This is a genomic window from bacterium, assembly GCA_037147175.1.
GTDB lineage: Bacteria > Cyanobacteriota > Vampirovibrionia > Gastranaerophilales > UBA9971 > UBA9971.
This window is the reverse complement of sequence record JBAWVS010000043.1, coordinates 1-23,594: the sequence shown is the minus strand read 5'-3', so window position 1 is coordinate 23,594 and position 23,594 is coordinate 1. Positions and strand designations below refer to the sequence as shown.

The 23,594-nt window shown below is 34.2% G+C and carries 20 protein-coding genes; 11 read left to right on the top strand and 9 right to left on the bottom strand.

The features are described from left to right. Window positions 1-158: 158 nt before the first annotated feature. The 4 genes from WCG23_10075 to WCG23_10060 form a co-directional block, all read right to left on the bottom strand. Window positions 159-656, bottom strand: coding sequence for a 3-isopropylmalate dehydratase small subunit (locus WCG23_10075; protein MEI8390215.1), 498 nt, complete (start codon window positions 654-656; stop codon window positions 159-161). Between the two features lie 21 nt (window positions 657-677). After that, window positions 678-1,976, bottom strand: coding sequence for a 3-isopropylmalate dehydratase large subunit (locus WCG23_10070; protein MEI8390214.1), 1,299 nt, complete (start codon window positions 1,974-1,976; stop codon window positions 678-680). 31 nt (window positions 1,977-2,007) lie between these two features. Continuing rightward, complete coding sequence (locus WCG23_10065; protein MEI8390213.1) at window positions 2,008-3,324, bottom strand: homocitrate synthase; 1,317 nt, start codon at window positions 3,322-3,324, stop codon at window positions 2,008-2,010. Window positions 3,325-3,526: 202 nt separating this feature from the next. Continuing rightward, entirely contained in the window at window positions 3,527-3,685 is a 159-nt protein-coding gene (locus WCG23_10060; GenBank protein ID MEI8390212.1) for a hypothetical protein, read from the bottom strand. 113 nt (window positions 3,686-3,798) lie between these two features. Here WCG23_10060 and hydF point away from each other — a divergent pair, with 113 nt between their 5' ends. Together hydF and WCG23_10050 are read left to right on the top strand one after the other, a co-directional pair. Further along, the gene (hydF, locus tag WCG23_10055; GenBank protein ID MEI8390211.1) at window positions 3,799-5,064 is read left to right on the top strand and encodes a [FeFe] hydrogenase H-cluster maturation GTPase HydF; all 1,266 of its coding nucleotides are present in this window, start codon (window positions 3,799-3,801) and stop codon (window positions 5,062-5,064) included. A gap of 94 nt (window positions 5,065-5,158) precedes the next feature. Then, the gene (locus WCG23_10050; GenBank protein MEI8390210.1) at window positions 5,159-6,997 is read left to right on the top strand and encodes an aminopeptidase; all 1,839 of its coding nucleotides are present in this window, start codon (window positions 5,159-5,161) and stop codon (window positions 6,995-6,997) included. 58 nt (window positions 6,998-7,055) lie between these two features. On the opposite strand, the gene WCG23_10045 is transcribed toward WCG23_10050, so the two are convergent. Continuing rightward, window positions 7,056-7,379, bottom strand: a complete 324-nt coding sequence (locus tag WCG23_10045; GenBank protein MEI8390209.1) for a hypothetical protein — start codon at window positions 7,377-7,379, stop codon at window positions 7,056-7,058. Between the two features lie 151 nt (window positions 7,380-7,530). Continuing rightward, complete coding sequence (locus WCG23_10040) at window positions 7,531-9,981, bottom strand: hypothetical protein (protein MEI8390208.1); 2,451 nt, start codon at window positions 9,979-9,981, stop codon at window positions 7,531-7,533. Window positions 9,982-10,247: 266 nt separating this feature from the next. On the opposite strand from WCG23_10040, the gene WCG23_10035 reads away from it, so the two are divergent. Further along, complete coding sequence (locus WCG23_10035) at window positions 10,248-11,921, top strand: hypothetical protein (GenBank protein MEI8390207.1); 1,674 nt, start codon at window positions 10,248-10,250, stop codon at window positions 11,919-11,921. Between the two features lie 55 nt (window positions 11,922-11,976). Here WCG23_10035 and leuC read toward each other — a convergent pair whose 3' ends face one another. Continuing rightward, complete coding sequence (gene leuC / locus WCG23_10030) at window positions 11,977-13,230, bottom strand: 3-isopropylmalate dehydratase large subunit (GenBank protein MEI8390206.1); 1,254 nt, start codon at window positions 13,228-13,230, stop codon at window positions 11,977-11,979. A gap of 84 nt (window positions 13,231-13,314) precedes the next feature. On the opposite strand from leuC, the gene WCG23_10025 reads away from it, so the two are divergent. Further along, window positions 13,315-14,328 (top strand): lysylphosphatidylglycerol synthase transmembrane domain-containing protein, encoded by a 1,014-nt coding sequence (locus WCG23_10025; GenBank protein ID MEI8390205.1) that lies wholly within the window; start codon window positions 13,315-13,317, stop codon window positions 14,326-14,328. Between the two features lie 70 nt (window positions 14,329-14,398). Next, a complete protein-coding gene (locus WCG23_10020) occupies window positions 14,399-14,947 on the top strand; it encodes a hypothetical protein (GenBank protein ID MEI8390204.1) in 549 nt (182 codons plus the stop codon). A gap of 76 nt (window positions 14,948-15,023) precedes the next feature. Here the strand turns inward: WCG23_10020 and WCG23_10015 are convergent, their stop codons facing one another. Beyond that, window positions 15,024-15,182, bottom strand: a complete 159-nt coding sequence (locus WCG23_10015; protein ID MEI8390203.1) for a hypothetical protein — start codon at window positions 15,180-15,182, stop codon at window positions 15,024-15,026. Between the two features lie 295 nt (window positions 15,183-15,477). Here WCG23_10015 and proB point away from each other — a divergent pair, with 295 nt between their 5' ends. From proB to mtnA, 6 genes are all read left to right on the top strand, one after another. After that, window positions 15,478-16,626 carry a glutamate 5-kinase gene (gene proB / locus WCG23_10010; GenBank protein MEI8390202.1) on the top strand — a complete coding sequence of 383 codons (1,149 nt, stop codon included), beginning with the start codon at window positions 15,478-15,480 and terminating at the stop codon, window positions 16,624-16,626. A gap of 26 nt (window positions 16,627-16,652) precedes the next feature. Continuing rightward, entirely contained in the window at window positions 16,653-17,951 is a 1,299-nt protein-coding gene (locus WCG23_10005) for a glutamate-5-semialdehyde dehydrogenase (GenBank protein MEI8390201.1), read from the top strand. 154 nt (window positions 17,952-18,105) lie between these two features. Next, window positions 18,106-19,302 carry a dihydropteroate synthase gene (gene folP, locus WCG23_10000; protein MEI8390200.1) on the top strand — a complete coding sequence of 399 codons (1,197 nt, stop codon included), beginning with the start codon at window positions 18,106-18,108 and terminating at the stop codon, window positions 19,300-19,302. 92 nt (window positions 19,303-19,394) lie between these two features. After that, on the top strand, window positions 19,395-20,909 hold the full coding sequence (locus WCG23_09995) for a hypothetical protein (protein ID MEI8390199.1): 1,515 nt from the start codon (window positions 19,395-19,397) through the stop codon (window positions 20,907-20,909). Between the two features lie 63 nt (window positions 20,910-20,972). Then, window positions 20,973-22,304 (top strand): ribosome biogenesis GTPase Der, encoded by a 1,332-nt coding sequence (der, locus tag WCG23_09990; protein ID MEI8390198.1) that lies wholly within the window; start codon window positions 20,973-20,975, stop codon window positions 22,302-22,304. A 26-nt stretch (window positions 22,305-22,330) separates the two neighbouring features. Continuing rightward, on the top strand, window positions 22,331-23,380 hold the full coding sequence (gene mtnA / locus WCG23_09985; protein MEI8390197.1) for an S-methyl-5-thioribose-1-phosphate isomerase: 1,050 nt from the start codon (window positions 22,331-22,333) through the stop codon (window positions 23,378-23,380). A gap of 9 nt (window positions 23,381-23,389) precedes the next feature. On the opposite strand, the gene WCG23_09980 is transcribed toward mtnA, so the two are convergent. After that, window positions 23,390-23,594: hypothetical protein (locus WCG23_09980; protein MEI8390196.1), on the bottom strand; the 205-nt coding region annotated here is incomplete at its 5' end.

The window sequence follows — 23,594 nt, the reverse complement described above, 5'->3', positions numbered from 1 at the left end:
ACATACCTAACAATATTGTGACCTATTTTTCAATACTTTTCAGATGACCTCTTAGAAGTATATAATATATCGACTACTAAGCCTGACTTGCGAAACAAAATTATTCCATCTACAGAATTAGGCAATTATACAAAAATAGGAAAATTAAACATCGAAATTTAAACTAGCTGGAAATCGCCATATTTTTCAATATGCTTGGCAAGCCCCCCGTCATTAAGAATTTTTATCATGACATCAGGAAGAGCCGTCATTTCAATTTGAATTTCCTGAGTTTTGTTCCGGATTAAACCTTTTGAAAGGTCTAATTCAAGCTCGTCACCCTGATTAATTTTATCCGTATCACAGATTATTGCCAAAAGCCCTATGTTTATGGCGTTTCTGAAAAAAATACGGGCAAAAGACTTTGCTAAAACCGCATTAACTCCTGCAATTTTTAAAACCTGCGGAGCATGCTCTCTTGAAGACCCCAACCCAAAATTGTTTCCCCCCACAACAAAATCACCGATACTCATTTTTGAAGCAAACTCGGGATCAGCATCCTCGAGAACATGTTTTGCAAGCTCGGGAAGGTTTGTTCTTAAATGAAACAATCTCCCCGGCGCAATATGATCGGTGCTTATGTCATCCCCGAACTTCCATGCTTTGCCTTTTTTTATCATTATTTTTCTCCTGATTTTTTAAATATATTTTTCAAAAGGATATGTTCTTTGCTCAACAACAGAGCAGAGGAATTTTCTCGGATCAGTTATATATCCTGTTAAAGCACTGCTTGCTGCTGTAGCAGGAGAGCTTAAATAAATATTTCCTTTTATATTGCCCATTCTTCCCTGAAAATTTCTATTCTGGGTGGAAATACATACTTCATCATCTCCAAGAATTCCGGCATGAACCCCTACACAAGGACCACATCCTGGTGTCATGATTGAAGCTCCTGCTTTTACAAAAACTTCTATCAATCCTTCTCTTGTTGCCTGCAGAAAAACATCTCTTGAAGCAGGAATTACAAGCAATCTTACATCAGGATGAACTTTTTTATCTTTTAAAATATCTGCTGCTACCCTTAAATCTTCGATTCTTCCGTTGGTACAGCTTCCTATAAAAACCTGATCAACTTTTATATTGTCGAGTTTAACTGCCAGTTGTGTATTATCAACTGTATGCGGACATGAAACGACAGGTTCAAGCCTTGTTACATCTATTTCAATAACTCTTTCATAAACAGCATCGGGGTCTGAATCAACAACTTTAAACTGCTCCCCGCGTCCTCTGGAAATCAAATATTCCTTTGTGATTTCGTCAGAAGCTATAAGACCTGCTTTTGCTCCCGCTTCTACAGCCATATTTGAAAGGGTAAACCTGTCGGACATAGACATTTTTCTGATGGTTTCACCGGTAAACTCCAGTGCTTTATAAGTTGCGCCGTCTGCTCCAATAAGACCTATTAAATGCAAAATTAAATCTTTTGGATAAACACCTTCATTAAAATCTCCTGTTACTTCTATTTTATAAGTTTCAGGCACTTTAAGCCATGTTTTACCAAGAGCAATAGCTATTCCTACATCAGTAGACCCCATGCCTGTAGCAAAAGCACCTAAAGCTCCTGATGTACAAGTATGAGAATCAGCTCCGACAAGAATTTCTCCGGGGTTTACATAATCTTCAACAAGTCTTTGATGGCAAACACCTTCTCCAACTTCTGAAAGAACCGCTCCTGTTTTTTTAGCAAATTCTCTTAAGATTTTATGGGCGTTTGAAAGCTCTTTTCTGGGGCTTGGAGCAGCATGGTCTATAAATAAAATTGTTCTTTCAGGGTTTGCACATTTTTCAAGACCGATTTTTTGAATTTCCTGAATGGTCAGAGGCCCTGTTCCATCCTGAACGGCGGCAACATCAACCTTAGCAACAACAAAATCGCCTGCTTTAACTTTTTTATTTGAATGCTCGCTTATTATTTTTTCTGCAATAGTTTTTCCCATTTTTTTACTTCCTTTGTAAAAATCAAAAAACTTACTTAACGACACCCTCTGTTTTCGCAATAGCACTTTCAATACGCTTTTTCAGTTCTCCTGTAGGCACATAATAAGGTGTAACTGTCATTATTTTTGCTGCAATATCAGGATAATCATATATAAACTTTAACTCGGTGTTCATAAGAGGTTTTTGAGTATGTACGTTGGCATATCTGGCAAGCTCAAGAATGTTTCTGGCCTCGTCTTCATCACGAAATTCGAGTTCCAGTTTTTCATAAACATTTCTAAACCCTTTAATACCGCCATATTCTCCTACTGTAATCATTCTTCCTGTTTCAACTATTTCAGGTTCGCCTCTTCCAAGCTCTTCAAAGTCATATAATTCATAGTTTCTTCTGTCTTTAAGAGCGCCATCCGCATGAATACCAGATTCATGCGCAAATGCATTATCTCCCACAGCCGGCTGATTTATCGGAAGAGGAACGCCAAAAGCGTAAGAAGTATATTTTGCAAGTTGCCATGCTTTGCTAAGGTCAATATTCGGATCAAGCTGATATTTATCCTTAAAGCCGCTGGCTTTTAATATTGAAAGAATACAGGAAACAAGATCTGCATTTCCGGCTCTTTCTCCCATGCCATTGACAGCAGTATTTATATAAACATTGACTCCTGCGTCAATTGCAGCTTTTGCACCCATTACGGAATTTGCAACAGCCATGCCCAGATCATTATGAAAATGCATTTCAACGTCTATACCTGTTTCTGCGGCAAGTTTATAAATTCTTTCATAGGTTGTGTGCGGGTCATCATAACCAAGTGTATCGCAATATCTAACTCTATGAGCGCCTTTTTCCTTTGCTGCTTTCGCAAATTCAATTAAAAAACTTTCTTCTGTTCTTGAAGCATCTTCTGCATTAACACCTATTCTTTGAGCTCCGCATGTTTGTGCCGCATCTATTGCATCTAAAGTCTGTTTTATAATGTCTTTTCTGTCTTTTCTTCCTCCAAATTTACCTGTAATCATCTGATCAGAAGTTGAAACAGAAAGATTTACGTATTTAAGGCGCGGAACATTTTGAAAAGACTGGTAAACATCGCTCGGTAAAGCTCTCATCCATCCGCTAAGTTTTGTTTTAGAGATAGCACCTCTGTCGACAAGTTCCAGATTGGCATTAAGATAATTAATTTCGTGTTTTGTATTCGGAAATCCAAATTCTGATTGAGTTATACCCATTTTATCAAGATATAAATTGATCATGGTTTTTTGAAGTTTTGCAAGTCCTAAGCGGGAAGTCTGTACCCCGTCCCTATTTGTAACATCCACAAAGTAAATTTTATTTTTACCTTCGGTCATATTAACTCCTCATTTTATATTTATTAATTTGTTTTACGTTAATTTTTTAACCCAAAATGATTTTATAGACTTATCATAGCATTTTTTTATTAAAGATAAAATGCTTGCAGCCAAAGCCATTTTACAAACAATCGCTTTGTATTTATTACATCACAAAAATATAAAGTAAATTTTCAATATATGTTTTTAACAAGTTTGGCTCTTATTTAATTTTTGTTGAATTTACAGAAACAGCTTCCGGAGCTTTGTTTTTTTGATCTTTTTTCTTAATAATTTTATCCATAAACTTGTTTAAGACCACATTATTTAACAAAGGCGTAACGATTGCTCCTGCAAAAGTAGCGCCTATAAATAAAGACATTCGACTTCTCTTTGTTACAATTAATTTAACGGTGTATTATAAATAAAACCCCTAAAAAAAAGAAATTAACGACAAAACCTGAAATATTAAGTTTTTTAACAAAGGAAACAAAAATGCAAAACACTCCACGCGGCATGCGCCTTCATATAGGGATATTTGGGAGAAGAAATGCCGGAAAATCCAGTATTTTAAACAAATTAACAAAACAGGATGTTTCTATAGTTTCCGAAATTGCAGGAACAACAACTGATCCTGTCGAAAAAGCCATGGAGCTTTTACCTCTTGGTCCGGTACTTTTTGTTGATACAGCAGGTATCGATGATGAAGGAAGCCTTGGAGAAATGCGCATTCAGAAAACAAGAAAAATTTTTGACAGAGTTGATATTGCAATAATTGTCTGTGACAGCCCTGAATGGGAAAATTTTGAATACGGTCTTCATGAGGAGTTTAAATCAAGAAACATTCCAATAATTGCTGTTTTTAATAAAATTGACCTTTATGACGGTTTTTCAACATCTGACAATTACATACAACAGGATCAATCAAAGCTTATTAACTCCTTAAAAAACCTTAGTATCGAACCTGTTCTTGTTTCCGCAAAAGAAAATCTCGGAATAAAAGAACTAAAAGAAAAAATAATAAATTCAGCACCCGAAGAATTTCTAAATTCTCCTTCCATAGCCTCAGATCTTGTTCCTGCCGGAGAACTTGCTGTTCTTGTTATTCCTATAGACCTTGAAGCGCCAAAAGGAAGACTTATTCTTCCGCAGGTTCAAACTATAAGAGATTTGCTTGATAGTGATGCCATGGTGATGGTTGTAAAAGAAAGAGAACTAAAAGAGGCTCTTGACAGGCTAAAAAAACCTCCTGCCCTTGTAATTACAGATTCTCAGGCATTTTTAAAGGTTTCTGCCGATGTCCCCAAAGAAATAAAGCTGACTTCTTTTTCCATACTTTTTGCAAGGTTCAAAGGAGAATTAAACGAATTTGTAAAAGGAACTCTTGCCATAGATAAACTAAAAACCGGCGATAAAGTTTTAATTTGTGAATCATGCACACACCATGCCATAGGCGATGATATAGGCAGGGTAAAAATTCCACGCTGGTTAACCCAGTATGTCGGCGGAAAACTTGAATTTGAACATTATGCGGGACATGATTTTCCTGAAAACATAAAGGATTATAAACTTATAATTCATTGCGGGGCTTGTATGACAAACAGAAGAGAGATTTTATCCCGTATAATCAAAGCCGATGAAGCAGGTGTGCCTATTACAAATTACGGACTAACTATAGCTTATTCGCTGGGAATTTTTGAAAGAGCTTTAGAGCCTTTCCCGATGGCAAAATTAATCTACGAAGAAATTAAAAACAACTAAATATTTCTTAATGTTTCTTTTGAAAACTATCAACTTTTTGTTTTACGGGTTTTATATAAATGTTGTATTAATAATATAAAAAGGAAAAACAATAATGCTAAATTCACTCAGATTATCGTTTTTAAACAAATTAAACCGGAATAATAATGTTAATAATTCGCAAACAACACGTAAAGATAATGAAGCTCCAACACTTAACACATTGAAAAAAGATACTGTTTCCTTTGGAAATAATAATCAAAATCCTGTCACGGAAACCGGTGCTGTTGATGGAAATGAAAAAGAACTTTTAAGTGCAAAAACGAAATTATATACTTATGCAGATGATCTGCTAAAAAACAAACTTCAATTAAAACCTGATCAGCCTTTAAAAATTACCGCCGATAAAGAATTTTTGCCTATTGTTGAAATAGTGCAGGAACAGGCCTATAAAATGGGCTCAGGCAATGTAATTATTGATTTAAAAGACCCGATAATAGACGATTTAAACGAAAAATACGGTCAAAAGCCGAATACTGAATGGAAACAATTAAGAGATAAAAATTTAGAAGAAAAAAACGCTGCTTCTATAGACTTCAATACAGAAAATTCTCCTTATAAATCGGCAAGTTTAACAGCATCCGAACAAAATGCCGTTATTAACAGCAACAAAGTAATTATTCCTCCTGATGTTGCCAAAAAATTAGAGCTTGACCCGAAAGATATTCTTGAGGGAATGTTGAGCCTTAGAAAAGGTCAGCCTCTTCTAATAACCGCCCAGAGAGAACATGAAGCCAACGTGTACAAAATAGCGGAACATGCTCTTAAAAACGGCTCAGGTCCTGTGGAAGTACTTTTTACAGAACCAAAAGAAACATTAACCAGAAATTTCCTTCAATATGCGAAAGAAGAGCTATTAACACAAGTTCCTGAATACCAACTGGCTAGAGTACAAAAACGCTATGAAATGAATACCGCACAATTGCATTTGGATGGAGATGACCCGAATGCTCTTGAAGGAATTGATGCTGAAAAAGTATCAAAAAATACACAAGCTCGTGGTTTAGCTTTCAAACCTATCAGGGAAAAATTTGAAAACACGTACCCGTGGACTATACTTTATGCTCCTACAACAATGTCATCAATCTCTGCTTATCCTAAAACAAAAGACCCGATTAAAGCCCTTGAAGCTGCAGCTGAAGATGCACCTGAAATTCTCAGAAAAGGTAAATTTGCACAACATGCAAAAGAACTTGAAAGAAGAGCGAACGCAGTAAACGCTTTGGATCTTGATGAAGTACATTTTGTAAGTGTTGATCCTTTAACTAAAAAACCTGACGGAAAAACTGATCTTTATGTAGGTCTATCACCTAAAATTAAATTTATGTCAGCTTATGAAGAAACCACCGACGGACAAAAATTTGTTGCTAATGTTCCGACAGAAGAAGTTTTTAATTCTCCCGACAAAACAAGAACACATGGTGTCGTTTCATCTACCCTGCCTTTATCTTTAAACGGCAATTTGGTTGATGGAATTAAAATGGAATTTAAAGACGGAAAAGCCGTAAACATAACCGCTGAAAAAAATGCTGAAATCATACAAAAACACATGAACACAGACGAAGGTGCTTCTATGTTAGGAGAAGTTGCTTTAGTTGCAGGTTCACCTATATATAAAATAAGCGAGAAAAAAGGCGGAGTCTTTAACAACACTCTTCTTGACGAAAACGCTGTTTGCCATATTGCAGTAGGAAAAGGATTCTCCGCTTGTATAGACGGATTCAAAGAACTTACAGACGATAAGGCAAAAGAAGCCCTCCTTGAAGAAAGTAAAATGAACAAATCAGCTATACACACTGATTTTATGATTGGCGGTCCTAATGTAATCGTTGAAGGCATTAAGAAAAACGGTGACAGGGTAACTCTTATTAAAGACGATAAATTCCAAATTTAAACATAAAAAAAGAGGGATTTAATCCCTCTTTTTTTATACTAAAACCTCTTTGTTAAATTTAAAAACTAAAGAAATTTTTCCAAAAACCATGTTTTGAACAACATGCATAGTCCTTATAATCAGGATCAACAGCAATTGTAGGTACATTGATAGGAACTGCTGCCCCTGTTGCGCATGGGTTACAAGGATTACCCGGAACTAAAGCATAAGATTTTACGTATGTTTTAGCAATAGGAACTACTCTTATATAGGTATTACAAGGATTAATTGTAGTTACAGGAACCGCTGCACCAATATATTGCTGACCACAACTACTGCACTGTGCAAAAACAGGTTGAGAAAATGCCATAAGCAAACCCAATATTGCCAGAGATTTTTTCATAGGTATAACTCCTTTATTTTTATTGTTTGTTTCCTTATAACGAAACACTTTTAGTGTTATAACATATTAAAAACAAAATTTTATTCGCAAAACCTCTAATCTTTAATACTATTCTTTATACTTATACTAATCGGTAGTTAAAATCCCAAATTTATTTTTGAAGCGGTATATTTATAACTTTATAAAAATGAAATTCTGATGGTTCAAGTTTTTCAAAATAAAATTTGTTCTCTGACAGGTTATTTAATTTAGTTGTTTCAGAAAAATTTAAATCTTCGTTATTTAAGACATATTCTGAAACAACCGAAAACCCTTCAGGAACAACTGTTTCAATATTATAAATAATTTGGTTTTCGACGGTAATAAATTCACCATGAGAATTTCTGACAACTTCTGTCGGCGGTTTTTCATTTGCAACAACAAAAATATTTTCTTTTAAATTCTCCGAAAGCACCAACCAGCTTATAAAACCTGTTTCACTGTTACTATAAACAATTTGAGCCTTTCCTTCCAGCAAAACATTATTAATTAAAGCAAATCTGTTTATGGCATCAAATTTTTCAAAAAATTCATAATTATTATTTCTTTTCATGGCCTCTTCTGCGCCTATTACAGATTCTATGCCTGTTTTTGTAAAAGATTCATCACCGTCTATAAACATAACGGGTCTTGAAGAATGCTCTCCCCCGCACAGGAACTTGTATTTAAACCATTTAAACAAAGCTCCGGCTTCTCCCAGTTGACCCGGATACTGGTTAATTTCTCTAAATTCTCCGTCCTGATTATTATAAATTTTCAAAATAGAGAGTTTTTCCTGTTTAATATCGGCTGATTTATTGTATTCTTCAAGCTGTTCGTTATCTTCCACAATTCGCAAAACAGTTTTCGAGCTTTGAGAGATTATATCGCTTCCCCAGAGAATATCAAAAGCCATGTCCTTATGATATTCTTTAAAAAAATTATCCCAGAGCATGTATTCAGCGAGCGCCGCAAAATAAGAAACTTCTTTTTTCAGCTCATTATTCGCCAAGCCTAAAACTTTTCGGGGAGCCCTGTAACTTATAGGAAAACCGTCTTGTTCAGAGACTTCATCAACAATATGGTCAATATGATCAACCCTGAATCCGTCAAAATTATAGTCTTTTTGTATTTTTTTCAAAAAATTCACATAAAAATCTATTACTTTCCAATTATATTCTGTTACCTGATTACCCGCCTTAAAAGGCGTTTCAGTCGAAGGCTCATCGCCTCTTCCTTTCATCCTCTGCTCGCAATCCGCTGCTTGGTTGCTCGCCTTAAACGGCGTTTCGGTCGAAGGCTCATCGCCTCCTCCCTTCAGCCTCTGCTCGCAATCCGCAAAATAAACGAAATAATAAGGTGTCTGGCAATCAAGATTTGCAAAATGGGTTACATCTTTATCCTTGTTATCAAAATGCCTAAACATCGGATAACCCTCACCTTCACTCATTTTATCAAATACCGGCACCCCTGATGAACACCATGCCCCGCCCGGAGCCGACCAAAGTCCGCTTTTTATAAGCTCTCCTACAATTTCATCTTGTTTTGTTATATCATCTTCTATTAATTCAACTTTTTCAGGCTTTTCGAGTATTTCACAAATTTTTTCTTTTACTTTTTGAGAAATTTTTTCCTGATTTTCTTTTGAAAGCATTCTCTTTGAAAATTCTTTTTTCCTTAAAAGCATTTCATTACCAAAAATATCAAAAATTTCTTTTAAATCATCTCCAACAGGTAAATAAATTCCTAATAATTCTTCCTGTAAAATATTTTTAACTTTTTTAACAAAAATAAAATTATGAGTTTGTGATAAATTTAAAGCGATTTTTTCGGCTTCTTCCGTTAATTTAACGGTTAAATCCTTAATATCAAACCATCTTGCAACATAAGGCGCAGCAAGAATTGTTTTTGAAAACCTTCCTGTCTGCGGAAGGACATCATACATGGTCGGATGCCCTGCCAGCTGCGTTAAAGCAAGAAAAAGCCTTACCTGGTTTTTTGCATCAAGTTTCGTTTTTTCTTTTAAAAATGCATCCTCCAGCTTTTCGCTGACTTCCGAGCTTTTGGGAAGATATGCGCATCCGAATTCTCTCGGATGAAAAGGAATTAAATACATTGTCGTGCCTAAAACGCCTTCTTTAATATTGCCGGAAGGCAACGTTACAAGCTGTTTGAGCCAGTCAATAAATTTTCCGGGTTCTTTTGTTTTATTTCCGTTTCCAAGCCCTGCCAGATTTACAAGTTTTATATTATGCCCTTCTTTGTTTATCCATGCAGAACTTTTATACCCTGCACGACTGACGGGACTGATATTTTCCGGGTGAAAATCAAATTTTTCAGCTTTATATATATTATTGAGCTTAAATTTTTCTTCAAGTGCAAGCAATGTTTCTGCTTCTGTTAACTCTTCCAGCGCTTTTATATGCGGGTATGGAAGATAACCGTATTTTTGAACTTTACTTATAATATAGTTTTTTCTGTTTTCATCAATATTTTCAAAATTATATAAGGATTTTAATTGATTTAAAATTCGGGTTAAATTTTCTGAGTTAATCGTTAATAAGGGCTTTGTGACAAGACTCATTTATTTTTCCTCAAATTACTTCTCTGTTTACATTTTTACATCAAAAATTTTTTGCCGAAAAGTCGTTTTATTGAATATTATATATTACAAAATATTAAATTGGTTTTTTGCCTAAAAACCTAGTTTTTACAAGGATTTTTTATCTTTTTTATAAAATTTATCAATTTTTTAAATAAATCATGTCAATTTTTTTTATTCACGTGCTTTCTATCATTAGCTGTTTCGTTAATAAGTTTAAAGCACTTAAGTGAGCGTTTTGATCAAAGATGAATATTCCATCAATTAATTATCGACAAAAATCAAATTTTCAAAACAATAATCAGCCAAAACCTGCTTTTGGAAGAGCATTGACAACTGCGGAAACACAAATGTTAAGCCAAAGTCTTGAAACGGCAAAAGAAAAATCAGGAATAAATTATCTTGCAATGATTATGCCTATCGCTGCAACTCCTGCAAAAAGCAGAGAAAATACAGGCATAGGAAATTTTTCCGGCATTTCAAAATTATTTGAAAAAATAGCGCCGTTAACCGGTATTAATGCAAGCCAATTATTACCGACAGGGGAAATTTCTGCTAATAAAGACTTTTCGCCTTTTAACACTCCGGGCTTTGGATTATCTCTCAATTATGTTAATCCTTTTGAACTGACAAAAGATTCTTTCGGAAACCTGTTAAAAGAGTCCGGCCCTGATTTAATAAGTTTTGATATAAAAAATCATTACAGAACTAATTATGAGAATAAAAACAATATTGAAAAATTGCTTAATAAAGCTTATGAAAATTATACTAAATCAAACAATGATTCTTCGATTAAACAGTTAGCTGATAAGTTTAAAGCCTTTAAAGAAAAAGAAGAAATTAAATTCTGGCTTGATTCATACGCAAAAAAATATGACGGCAATAACCCTGAGCGTTATAAATTCAAACAATTTATAGCTGAAGAACAATATAAAAAAATGCAAACAGATTTGAAAGATGTAAACAAAAACGGCATAAAAATAATTGTTGACTGTCCTATTGGAATGAATGAAGCTTTAGACGGTCAAATAGCAAAAGATAAATATAATGGCGAAAATCCGTTTTTTAGTTCCAAAGACAGTCTGGCATGCGATAATGGAGGCAAAGCAGTACGATGGGGTTTACCTGTATTGCACCCTGAAAAAGAATCGGCCAAATCACTTGTATACCATAAAGCCTTATATCAGGCCAAACACGGAAACGGAGTCCGAATTGATGCAGCGCAATATCTTATGTATCCTTCTATCAATAACGGTCTTGACGATAAAGTAATTATTCCTGATGTTTACAGCAAAAACCCAAAAATCATTGGAGATGCTTTTTTATCGGGCATAAAAGACGGCGGTGCTGAAAAAGACCTGTGTGTTGCCGAACATTTGCCATTTAATCCTGCTTATGATGAAAAACTCGTTGACGGTTATTTAAAGAATAACGGAATTTTAAATAAAATTCCCAAATTCAGTTGCGCTCAATGGGGAGATACCGATTCAGAAAAATGGGATTGTTTTGCTAACCATGATGAACAAAATATTCATCAACAAAAAAGCCCGAACACTGATGAAATAAAAAACACTTTTGCCTGGTTACTGGGAAGACCTGCAAAAAAATATCAGTTAATGTTCACTGATATTCTGGGATATAGCGATGCATATAACGTAAAAAATACCAATAATAAGAATAACTGGAAATTCAGACTGCCTGAAAACTGGGAAACAGAATATCATGACCATCTTCAAAAAGGACTCGGCTTTAATGCTCCTGAAACATTCGACAAAGTTTTAGAACAAAAAGGCGTTACAGATGATAAGTTGAAACGCAAATTATATGAATTCGGTCAAATTCTTAGAAAAAAAGGTGTGAAAACACAGCAAGAAGCAGATACTTTATTTGGGTCAGATTATATTGATTCTAAATTAAAGTAAAAATCAAAAAACAAAGCCTACCTCTTGGTAGGCTTTGTTTTTTACATAATTTTTTCTATAATTCGTCAGGAGAAGCGATTCTTCCTAAAATTGCGCTTGCTGCTGCGATTGCAGGGTTTGAAAGATATACTTCGCTTTTTGGATGACCCATTCTTCCTACAAAATTCCTGTTTGTAGTTGAAATTGCTCTTTCTCCTTCTGCCAATATACCCATATGACCACCAAGGCATGGTCCGCATGTAGGAGTAGAGAAAGCTCCGCCAGCTTTGACAATTTTTTCGGCATAGCCTAATCTTATACACTCAAGATAAATTTCCTGCGTTCCCGGAAGAACTATAAGCCTTACATCGGGATGAACCTTACGGCCATCCAAAATTTCCGCGGCTTCCTTAAGATCCGGCAATCTTCCGTTTGTACAGCTTCCTATTACAGCCTGATCTATTTTTATATTTCCAACCTGCGAAATAGGTTTTGTATTCTCGGGAAGATGAGGAAATGACACTGTTGGCTCTATCTTGCTTGTATCATACTCAATTACTCTTAAATACTCGGCATTTTCATCACTTTGATAGAATTTATAAGGTCTTAAAGTTCTGTTTTTAACGTATTCTTCAGTAATTTTATCAGCCGGAATAATTCCGTTTTTCGCGCCTGCTTCAATTGCCATGTTACAAATCGTAAATCTTCCGTCTATAGAAAGCTCGTCAATTGCCGAACCAGTAATTTCCAATGATTGATAAAGCGCTCCATCAACCCCGATATCCCCGATAAGATGAAGAACAAGGTCTTTTCCCGAAACCCATTTGTTTAATTTCCCGTTAAAAATAACTTTTATTGTTTCGGGAACCTTAAACCATGTTTCGCCTGAAGCCATAGCACATGCCAAATCCGTAGAACCCACTCCCGTAGAGAAAGCCCCTAAAGCACCGTAGGTACATGTGTGCGAATCAGCACCTATAACAAGATCCCCCGGGCCTACAATACCCTGATCGGGAAGAAGCGTATGTTCAATGCCAAGTCTTCCGACTTCAAAATAATGTTTTAACCCCTGTTCTTTTGCAAATTCTCTTATAAGTTTCGCATTTTGAGCTGATTTAATATCTTTGTTCGGTGTAAAGTGATCGGGAACAAAGACAACTCTTTCTTTATCAAAGACTTTATCAACACCTATTTTTCTGAATTCGTTTATCGCAACGGGACCTGTAATATCGTTAGCAAGAGTAATATCAACTTTTGCCGTTATCAAATCACCTGGTTTGACTTCATCAAGACCTGCGTGCGCCGCTAAAATCTTTTCTGTTATTGTCATTGCTCTGGTCATCTTTTCTCACCCATATTTATTTTCTTAAACATGTATAATAATAATATTCACACTAAAAAAACTCAAATTTTTATGAAAATATTCGACAAAAAAATAATAAGTTTAATTACAGGTGCAGTATTTATTGCACTTATATTAAAAAATATTGATATAAACAAGTCCTTAGAAGCTGTTAAGCATTTAAACTTTTTTTATGTGCTTTTAATGATTCCTGCCCATTACTGTGCATTCTTGTTCAGGGCTTTAAGATGGAAAACAATTCTTTCGGAAAAAAAAGAAATCAAACTGACTTCTTTTTTAAATTCTCTTTTGAGAGGTTGGCTTGTTAACTGTGTTGTTCCTGCAAGAGGCGGCGAGCTTTATAGGGCTCATTTTTTTGGAAAAAAAGAAGACTTAAGCAGGGTAACTATTCTGGCATCAATTGTGCTGGAAAGGATTTTTGACGGTTTAATCTTGTTTTTAATTTTATTTTTGTTGGCTTCGTTTGTTTATTCAAGCAAAAAGTTTTTCGGAATTGCTGTTGCAGCAGGAATTATTTTTGTAGGGACTTTTTTGAGTTTATTATTAATTTCAAAATTTTATAAAAATGCTTTTATTAAAGAAAAATTTAAACGGTTTTTTGCACCAACCCCAAATACCCGAATTAAAAACTTTTTAAGCAAAATTTTAAATAAAATAACAGGAACGGTTAATTCTTTTATAAACGGTCTTGAAATTTTCAACTCGCCTGTTTTAATTTTAAAAACGTTTTTTATTACACTTCTCGTGTGGCTTTGTGAAGGATTGTCTTTGTTTGTGTTAATTAAAGGATTTGGCTATTCTATAGGAATTTTAGGTTCTTTATTTGTTTTATCTATAATAGCTTTTATTTCTTTAATACCTGCGGGACCCGGCTCTTTAGGGACTTTGCAGTGGGGATTTATAATTGCTTTAGGCTTTTTTAATATTTCTCGAGAAACAGCTTTTGCCGTTTCAGTAATAAGTCAACTTTTTTCAGTTATTACTGTTTCTTTAGGCAGTTTATTTTTTATGGCAACAGAGCATTTTGACTTAAAAGAAAAAGATTATACAAGTTTAGAAAACTAAAAAAAATTATACTTTTGTCAGCTAAAAATATTGTTTTAATTTGTTATTCTTCTTTAAAAGGAGAAAATTTATGACACTTTATTTTTCTGAAAGACCTATAAATAGAGCATTTCTTTCTGAATTAAGAAAAAATATCCCCAGAGGAGAAATAAGTTCAAATCGTCTTGATATAAAACGAGCAAACACTATCGATTATAAAATGCTTTTAAATAATTTTGATTGCGCTGTGGCTAAAACAAAAAGTGTTTATAATGTTGCCATAACTCTTCCTATAGACATGGCTTACAGAATTCCGTCATGGATAGTTCAGGGAGACGGGGAATTATGGGTAAATCCAAAACCTGCATTAAAAAGTATTAACGCTGAAGGACATGAAGTTTTTATAACAGAATTTCACTTTTATGTTGACGAAGATAAACTGCATAAAATGCCTGAAACAAAAGATATTTCTGTACAGGAATCCTTAATAGAAGAATTTATAGAAATACGTCACGCTCTTATTCACGGAAACGAAGAACCTATTGATATTTTTAGAAAAATTTATGCCAAAGAAAAATATATAATACCAAAAAGCAGGGTAGCAAAGTACCTTGATTCTATTTTAAAATTTGAAAAGTAAGAGAAACTCTTGTTAAAAATATAAACAGCTTGTTTGATAGTGCTGTTTTGATTTTAACAGGACAGATTTTAATTTTTTAAACCGTTAATAAAACTTTTACAGAACCTTTTCCTGAAAGAGTAATTGTCTCCTGTCTTTTTACTCCATTTCCGGAAGATTCAAACAATATTTCTACCTGTTTTTCAAAATCGTTTAAATTTTTTTCTTTTATTCTCTTGATTGAAGAAGTATTCAAGAAGCCGACCTCCGAGTTTAAAAAGGATTTATAAACATAAATAGCTAGATTAATAACAATATAACCTATTATGAAAATTTTACAACCCTAAAATATTAATACTATTCAGCTTTTTAAAATATTTCTTTGAAATTATTATAAAAAAACATATAATGTATTTATATTTTAAATAATATTCTTTAATTTATTGTTCGAATAGTTGCAACGTTTTGTAACATTTCAACTATATTTTGACAGGATTAATGTAAAAATTTTTACATATTAAATAAAAAATAAAATTAATGAGATTTTCATAATGAACCATAGAAAAAATATAACAGATGCAAAAAGAATAGTTTTTAAGCTTGGAACAAACACTATTACAAACAAAGACGGAAATATTGCTCTTTCAAGAATTTACTCTTTTATAGAATCGATTTCTGACTTAAAAAAAGAAGGCAAAGAAATCATTATTGTTACTTCCGGTGCTGTTGGAATGGGCGCAAAAATCTTAAAGCCTACGGAAAAATTTGATCCCATAAGCATAAAACAAGCTTGCGCCGCTGTCGGTCAGGGAAAATTAATGCATTTTTATGAAGAAGCTTTAGAAAAATTTAATATAACGACAGCTCAAATTCTTCTTACTTCCGATGATTTTGCTTACAGAAAAAGATATTTGAGCCTGAGAAACACCTTGAACACCCTTCTTGAACTTGGTGTAATTCCTGTAATTAACGAAAATGATACTATTTCTACCGGAGAGCTGGAATGCTACAAAGAAAATGAAATAGAAGTTTGTTTTGGCGACAACGATAAACTTTCTGCACTTGTTACAAGCAAGCTTGATGCTGATTTGCTTGTAATTTTATCTGATATAGACGGGCTTTACGATGATGATCCGCGTGTTAACAAAGAAGCAAAAATTATTTCCGTGGTTGAAGAAATAACTTCCGAAATAGAATCCCTCGGTTTTGAAGCTTCAAAAGGCGGCAGAGGCGGCATGAAAACAAAAATTGAAGCTGCAAAAGTTGTTATGCATTCAGGCGGAATGCTGTTAATTGCAAACGGAAAAGAAGCCGGCATTATAAGCAAAATTTTTAACGGAGAACCTATCGGTACACTGTTTTTACCGGTAGAACACCTGTCGGGAAGAAAAAAATGGATCGCCTACGCTACCAACATAAACAGTTATATAAAAATAAATGACGGCGCTAAAAAGGCTTTAATTGAAAAAAAAGCAAGCTTAATGCCGGTAGGTATCATTGAAATAATAAATTCTTTTAAAAAAGGGGATGTTATTTCTTTGCTTGATAAAAACGGAAAAGAATTTGCAAAAGGAATGACAAACTATGCAAGCCACGAATGTAAACAGGTTATAGGCAAGCATTCGGAGGAAATAGAAAAAATACTGGGTTTTAAAAACTATGATACAGTCATTACAAGAGATAACATAGTTATTCTCTAGCTTTTACAAACAGGAGTTTCTTTAAAATGGAAAAAATAGCACAAAGTGCTAAACAGGCTTCATATAAACTGGCTTCTTTAAAAGAAGATACTAAAAATAAAGCTCTTTTAAAAGTTGCTGAACATATAAAAAACAATATTGACTTAATTCTTCAAGAAAATAAAAAGGATTTAGCAGAAGCAGAAACGCTTTTTAAAGACGGTTCTTTAACAAAACCTTTATATGACAGACTAAAGCTTGATGAAGAAAAAATTAATGTAATCATAAAAGGAATAGAAGACGTTGTAAAACTTGAAGACCCTGTAAATAAAGTTTTATGGGATATGGAACTTGATAAAGACCTTGAGCTTTACCGTATAAGTTGTCCTATCGGAGTAATAGGAGTTATCTTTGAATCAAGACCTGACGTTGTTCCACAAATAGCTTCTCTTGCAATAAAATCGGCAAATTCTGTCATTCTAAAAGGCGGCATTGAGGCTTTAAACTCAAACAAAATTTTTGTTAAATTAATAACGGAAGCCCTTAAAACCATTCCCGAATTTCCCGAAAATTCTATAAGTCTTATAAAAACAAGGGAAGATGTTAAAGAATTGCTTCAGTTAGACAAATATATCGATCTTTTAATCCCTCGAGGAAGCAATAACCTTGTTAAATATATTCAAGAAAACACAAAAATTCCTGTACTCGGTCATACAGAAGGAATTTGTCATATTTTTGCAGACGAAACAGCTCTTTTGGATAAAGCCGTCAAAGTTTCTATAGACTCAAAAATTCAGTACCCTGCGGCATGTAATGCTGTTGAAACTTTGCTTATCCATAAAAACATCGCTGAAAAACTTTTACCTGTTTTAATTTCTGAATTCAAAAAAGAAAACGTTATTGTAAAAGGAGATGAACTAACCCGAACAATAGTTCACAACGTAGAAGAAGCCTTTGAAGAAGACTGGAGAACAGAATACAGCGATAAAATCATTTCAATAAAAATAGTTGAAGATATTCATGATGCCATAAACCACATAAATCTATACGGTTCAGGGCACACTGACTGCATAATAACCGAAAATACCGAAAATAGGGATTTATTTATGAATCTGGTAGATTCAGCAGGAGCATACTGCAATGTTTCCACGAGGTTTGCTGACGGCTTCAGGTACGGTCTGGGCGCTGAAGTCGGAATAAGTACAAACAAAACACATGCCCGCGGTCCTGTCGGACTGGAAGGGCTTACAATATACAAATACAAACTTTACGGCAACGGACAAACAGTCGCTGAATTTTCAGGTAAAAATGCTAAAAATTATACACATAAAAAAATCAGCTTATAAAGCAGGGTTTTAAAACTTTTCAGGCAATATTAATCGGCACTAAAATTCTTTTGCTGACCGCTTATTCGGCATAAAATCAGGAATTTAAAATTGTTTTAATATTAGTATATAATTAATTAATAATTTGCATTTGTAAAAAATATAAAAGGAAATAATGGAAAAAAATTATTATATAAGAAAAATAACGCCTGAAAGCGCGGAAAAAGTCATTCAGGAGATTGGCTTTGACAAATCATATTTAAAACAGGCTCTTTCAAAGTATAAATTTAATCTTTATAAAATACAGGATTTAACATGCCCTCAAGCCTCTATAATAAAGCAGCTTGCACTTTCTATAGGTGCTGATGCCGCTATTCACAGGGAAGTTCTTACATGCAAAATTGATAAAACGGATATTTTAATCAGTTGTACTGATTCTCAACTAAAACTTTTATTCGAAAAACTTAAAAAACAACCTTTCGGACTTGCGAAATTAGCGGGAAATCTCTCTGAACTACTAAATAAAATTCCTCATCCGATTAAAATAAGAGGAAAAACTTTTGATTGGACTCAAAAAACTTATATAATGGGGATTTTAAACGTCACTCCCGATTCTTTTTCGGATGGAGGAAAATTTAACACACCTGAAAAAGCTTTTGAACAAGCAAAATATTTGATTCAATCAGGCGCTGATATTATAGATATAGGCGGAGAATCCACAAAACCTTTTTCCGGAGAAGTTCATCAGGATGAGGAATTAAACAGAATCCTCCCTGTTCTTGAAAAGATAAGGGAATTTGATGAAAATATTGCGATTAGTATAGATACCAGACACTCTATTGTTGCAAAAGAAGCCATAAAAGCAGGGGCTGACATTATAAATGATGTCTCCGGTTTTGATTGGGACTTAAACATGATTGATGTTGCTTCCGAACTTCAGGTTCCCGTGGTAATTATGCATTCCAAGCCAAACCCCGAAACAATGCAAATAAATCCGACTTACGAAAAAAACATTATAGACGCTATCTATGAAAGCCTTTCCAACAAAGTGATGAAAGCTGTTTCTTCAGGAATAAAGCCCGAAAACATAATAATTGATCCGGGTATCGGTTTTGGAAAGACTTTAGAGCATAATATCGAGATAATAAAAAGAGTAAAAGAATTTAAGTCTTTAGGCTGTGCCTTATTAGTTGGTGTTTCAAGAAAATCAATGATTACAAATATATTAAAGTCTTCTTCATCCGAAGAAACAGAGGAAGCAAATATTTCTCTTAATGCCTATATGGCTTCACAGGGAGCAAATATTATCCGTGTTCATGATACAGGAAAGCATTTTAAGGCTTTTAAAGTTCTGGACAGAATCCTATACTGAGATAAATTACAGCATTAAAAAGGTTTTTTATGGAAACTATAGATAAAATTAAAAAAATAATTTTTTACATATCGCTTTTTCTTATGAGCTTTATGTTCTCCTTAACAAAAAACACTGCTGACCTCGATTTATGGCACAGATTGGCTGTCGGAAAAATATTTTCACAACTGGGAAATGTTCTTTATCATGATATTTTTACTTATTTTCCGTCAAAACCTCTATGGGTAGATCACGAATGGCTATCAGGAGTTGTTTTTTATAACGTGAGTAGCTATTTTGGAGATTACGGTATTATATTTTTCAAAATAGCTATACTTTTCAGTATTCTGGTATTAATTTTCAAAACAAATCAACTGATTTATCCTGAACCTGAAAAACTGCGAATCGGATGGTATTTTATTACACTTATTTCAGTATTACTGGGTATAGCAGCAACATTAAGATGTCAGGCTTTTACATATTTGTTTTTTACTCTCTGGATTTACGTTCTTGAAAGAATAAGAAGGGGTGAAAACAGATTAATATGGATTTTGCCTGTAACAACACTGCTGTGGGCAAACATGCATGCGGGTTTTTTTTCCGGATTTGGCTTGCTGGTTTTTTATGCGGCAGGCGAATTTTTAAACAAAAAGAATCCATTGAAATATCTTGGAATTCTGGCTTTATGCCTCTCTATGACGCTTATAAACCCTTACGGAATAAATTACTGGCATTACTTAATAGAAGCCGTAACAATGCCCAGACCTTACATCACCGAGTGGTGCCGGCTTAATCCTTTTGAAAGTTTTTATAAAATTATAGGAACAAAAATCCAGGTTGTATTATTAATCACGGCTTTGAGTTATAAAATATTTTCAAAAAACACTGTTTCGCAAAAAATTAAATTTGATTGGGTAGAAATAATAGCCTTCGGGGCAACTTTATATCTCGGAATACAACATTTAAGGCATATTGTATTTTTCTCAATTATAGTCGCTGTTTTTGGATATAAATACTTTGCTGTTTTTACAGATGCTGTCTTTAAGAAAATTAGAGACAAAATTTACGGTTTAATTCCGGAAAACAAACATACCCTTGTTAGTTTTACAAAATTTGCCTTTATATACAGTTTTATAATTAACGCTTGCCTGATTATGATTACCAGTACACCTCTTGAAATCAACCTTTCGTTTTACCCGACTAAAGCTGTTGAATTTATTAAAATTAACAAACTGAAAGGTAATTTGTTAGTTCCTTTTAATTGGGGCAGTTATACAATGTGGAAATTATACCCGCAAAATCTTATTTCCATTGACGGAAGATATGAAGAAACCTATAAAAATGAAGCTTATATGGATGTAAGCGCTATAACTTTATACAATAAAATGCAAAACCGCAAAAAATGGAAAGAAATTTTTAATAAATATCATCACGATGTTATTTTAATAAATAAAGATACTCCTATTCAAAAAAACTTTAGGGAATTAAAAGAATGGAAGCCTATTTACGAAGATAAAAAAGCTGTTGTTTTTGTCCCGTCTTCAACACCTGAAAAAAAATGGCTTCAACCCAATCAGGATGAAAATTATTACATAAAAACAAAGTATGAAAATAATATTAATTTTTAAACTTTATTTGATTTATACTATAGAATCAAAGAGAGTTATTTTTAACTGAAAACAGGTTAAGTAATGAATAAAAAACCGATAGTTGCAATAGTAGGCAGACCAAATGTCGGGAAATCGACTTTTGTAAACCGTCTTATAGGCTCAAGAGAATCCATAGTTGATGATATGCCGGGTGTTACAAGAGACAGACTTTATTTTGACATCGACTGGGCAAACAGACAATTTACCATAATAGACACTGGCGGTATTATTCCAGGGATGGAAGATGAAATTATGCTGTCTATCTACACTCAGGTGGAAATTGCGGCAGAACAAGCTGATGTCATTCTTTTCCTCGTTGACGGAAAAGACGGTCTTACGGCAACAGATGAAGATATTGCAAATTTACTAAGAAAAGGTTTTAAAAAACCCGTATTTTTAGTGGTAAACAAAATTGATACACCGGAAAAAAACAGTCTTATAAACGAATTTTATGCTCTCGGGATAGGAGAGCCTTATCCGATTTCCGCTATGCACGGAACTGGAGATGTAGGCGATCTTCTGGATGAGATTGTAAAGGTTTTGCCGGAATATCGCGAAGAAGAAAAAATCGAAAAAATCAAAATAGCCGTTGTTGGAAAACCAAACGTAGGCAAATCCTCTCTCGTAAATTCCCTTTTGGGAGAAGACAGGGTCATAGTCAGTGATGTTTCCGGCACGACAAGAGATACCATTGATACCGAACTTTGTGTAGACGGGGTAAATTATACTCTGGTCGATACGGCAGGCATAAGAAAAAAAGCCAAAGTTGAGTACGGTATTGAAAAATTTTCCGTAGCAAGAAGCTTAAAAGCAATAAGAAACGCTGATGTGGCTCTTTTGATGATAGATGCTCTTGAAGGTTTGACAGATCAGGACAAAAAAATAAGCCAGATAATCGTTGAGGACGGAAAAGCCTTTATCATTGTGGTGAACAAATGGGATGCCGTTGAAAATAAACAAACCAATTCAGTAAGCGACTTTACTAAAAAAATCCAAAAAGAAGCTCCTTTTCTAAACTATGTCCCTTTATTGTTCATAAGCGCAAAAACAAAACAGCGTTTAGGGAAAATTTTCCCTGCTGTTCAAGAAGCTTATGAATTTACAAATAAAAGAATCGCAACAAACCTTTTAAATAAAGTTATTTTAGAAGCTTTATCCCTAAATCCTCCGCCATCACAAAAAGGAAAGCGTTTAAGAATCTATTATTCAACACAGGCTTCTGTTGCTCCTCCTACTTTTATTCTTTTTGTCAATAACAAGGATATTTTGACTCAAAGTTATGAAAAATATATTGAAAACAAGCTCCGCGAATCTTTCGGGTTTTTCGGAACCCCTATCAGAATTGTAATCCGCGAAAAAGAAGAAAAGAAATAAGAAATATAAAAATTGGAAAAACAAAAATGACCTTTGAATCAAAAATAAGACCCATAGAATGGGCAGAAAACCACGTAAAACTTGTAGACCAAACATTGCTTCCTTACGAATACAAAACGGTCAATATAAAAACATATCAGGAAATGGCATCTGCAATTAAAAACATGATAGTTAGAGGCGCACCCGCCATTGGAGTTTCCGGGGCTTTTGGTGTTGCATTAGGCGCACAAACATTATCAGGATTCCAAAACAAACAGGATTTTCTCGAAAAACTTCAGGAAATTGGAGAATTTTTAAAATCAACCCGTCCCACAGCAGTAAATTTAGCATGGGCGGTGGATATTCAACTTGACTTGGCAAAAAATTCTTTTGAAGCTACAGAAAAAATCATTAAACTTCTTGAAGAAAATGCTGTAAAACTTCTTCATGACGATATAGAAATCAACAAAAAAATCGGTGAACACGGCTCAAAAATCGTTCCCAAAAGCGCGACAATACTTACACACTGCAATGCAGGGGCTTTGGCAACAGCAGGATACGGAACAGCTCTTGGGGTTGTTCGTTCAGCTTTTGCAAAAGACAACACGATTCAAGTTTTTGCTGATGAAACCCGCCCGCGTCAACAAGGCGCAAGGCTCACCACATGGGAACTCGTAGAGGATAAAATCCCTACAACTCTTATAACAGACGGTATGTGCGGATATTTCATGAAAAAAGGAATGATTGATCTTGTAATAGTCGGTGCCGACAGAATTGCTTCCAATGGCGATACGGCAAACAAAATAGGCACTTACACCGTTGCTCTTGCCGCAAAAGCTCATAATATACCTTTTTATATAGCTGCACCTCATTCTACAATCGATATGTCAATCAAATCAGGTGATGAAATCACCATAGAAGAGCGTGATAGAGAAGAAGTAACACACATAAACGGAAAAACTGTTTGCGCGGAAGGTGTAAATATAATTAATCCGGGTTTTGATGTTACCCCTGCTGAATTTATAGCGGGAATAATTACAGAAACAGGTATTCACAAGCCTTCAGAGTTAAAAAGTTTATACAAATTAGAACTTTAAATGGATTGATTAAACTGGTCTAGCAATAGTTTGATCCTCAATTATTTTTCCGAATCTTTCAATCTTAAGTCCTTCTGAATCTACAATAACTTTATCAAAAGGTGTTAATCGTCCTACTTTTTTTCCATTCACACCTAATATTTTTAGAGCTTCTTCTATTATAAGACCAATGCACAAGCAGCTAATTTTTAAGAATTTGGAGTAATTTGCAATA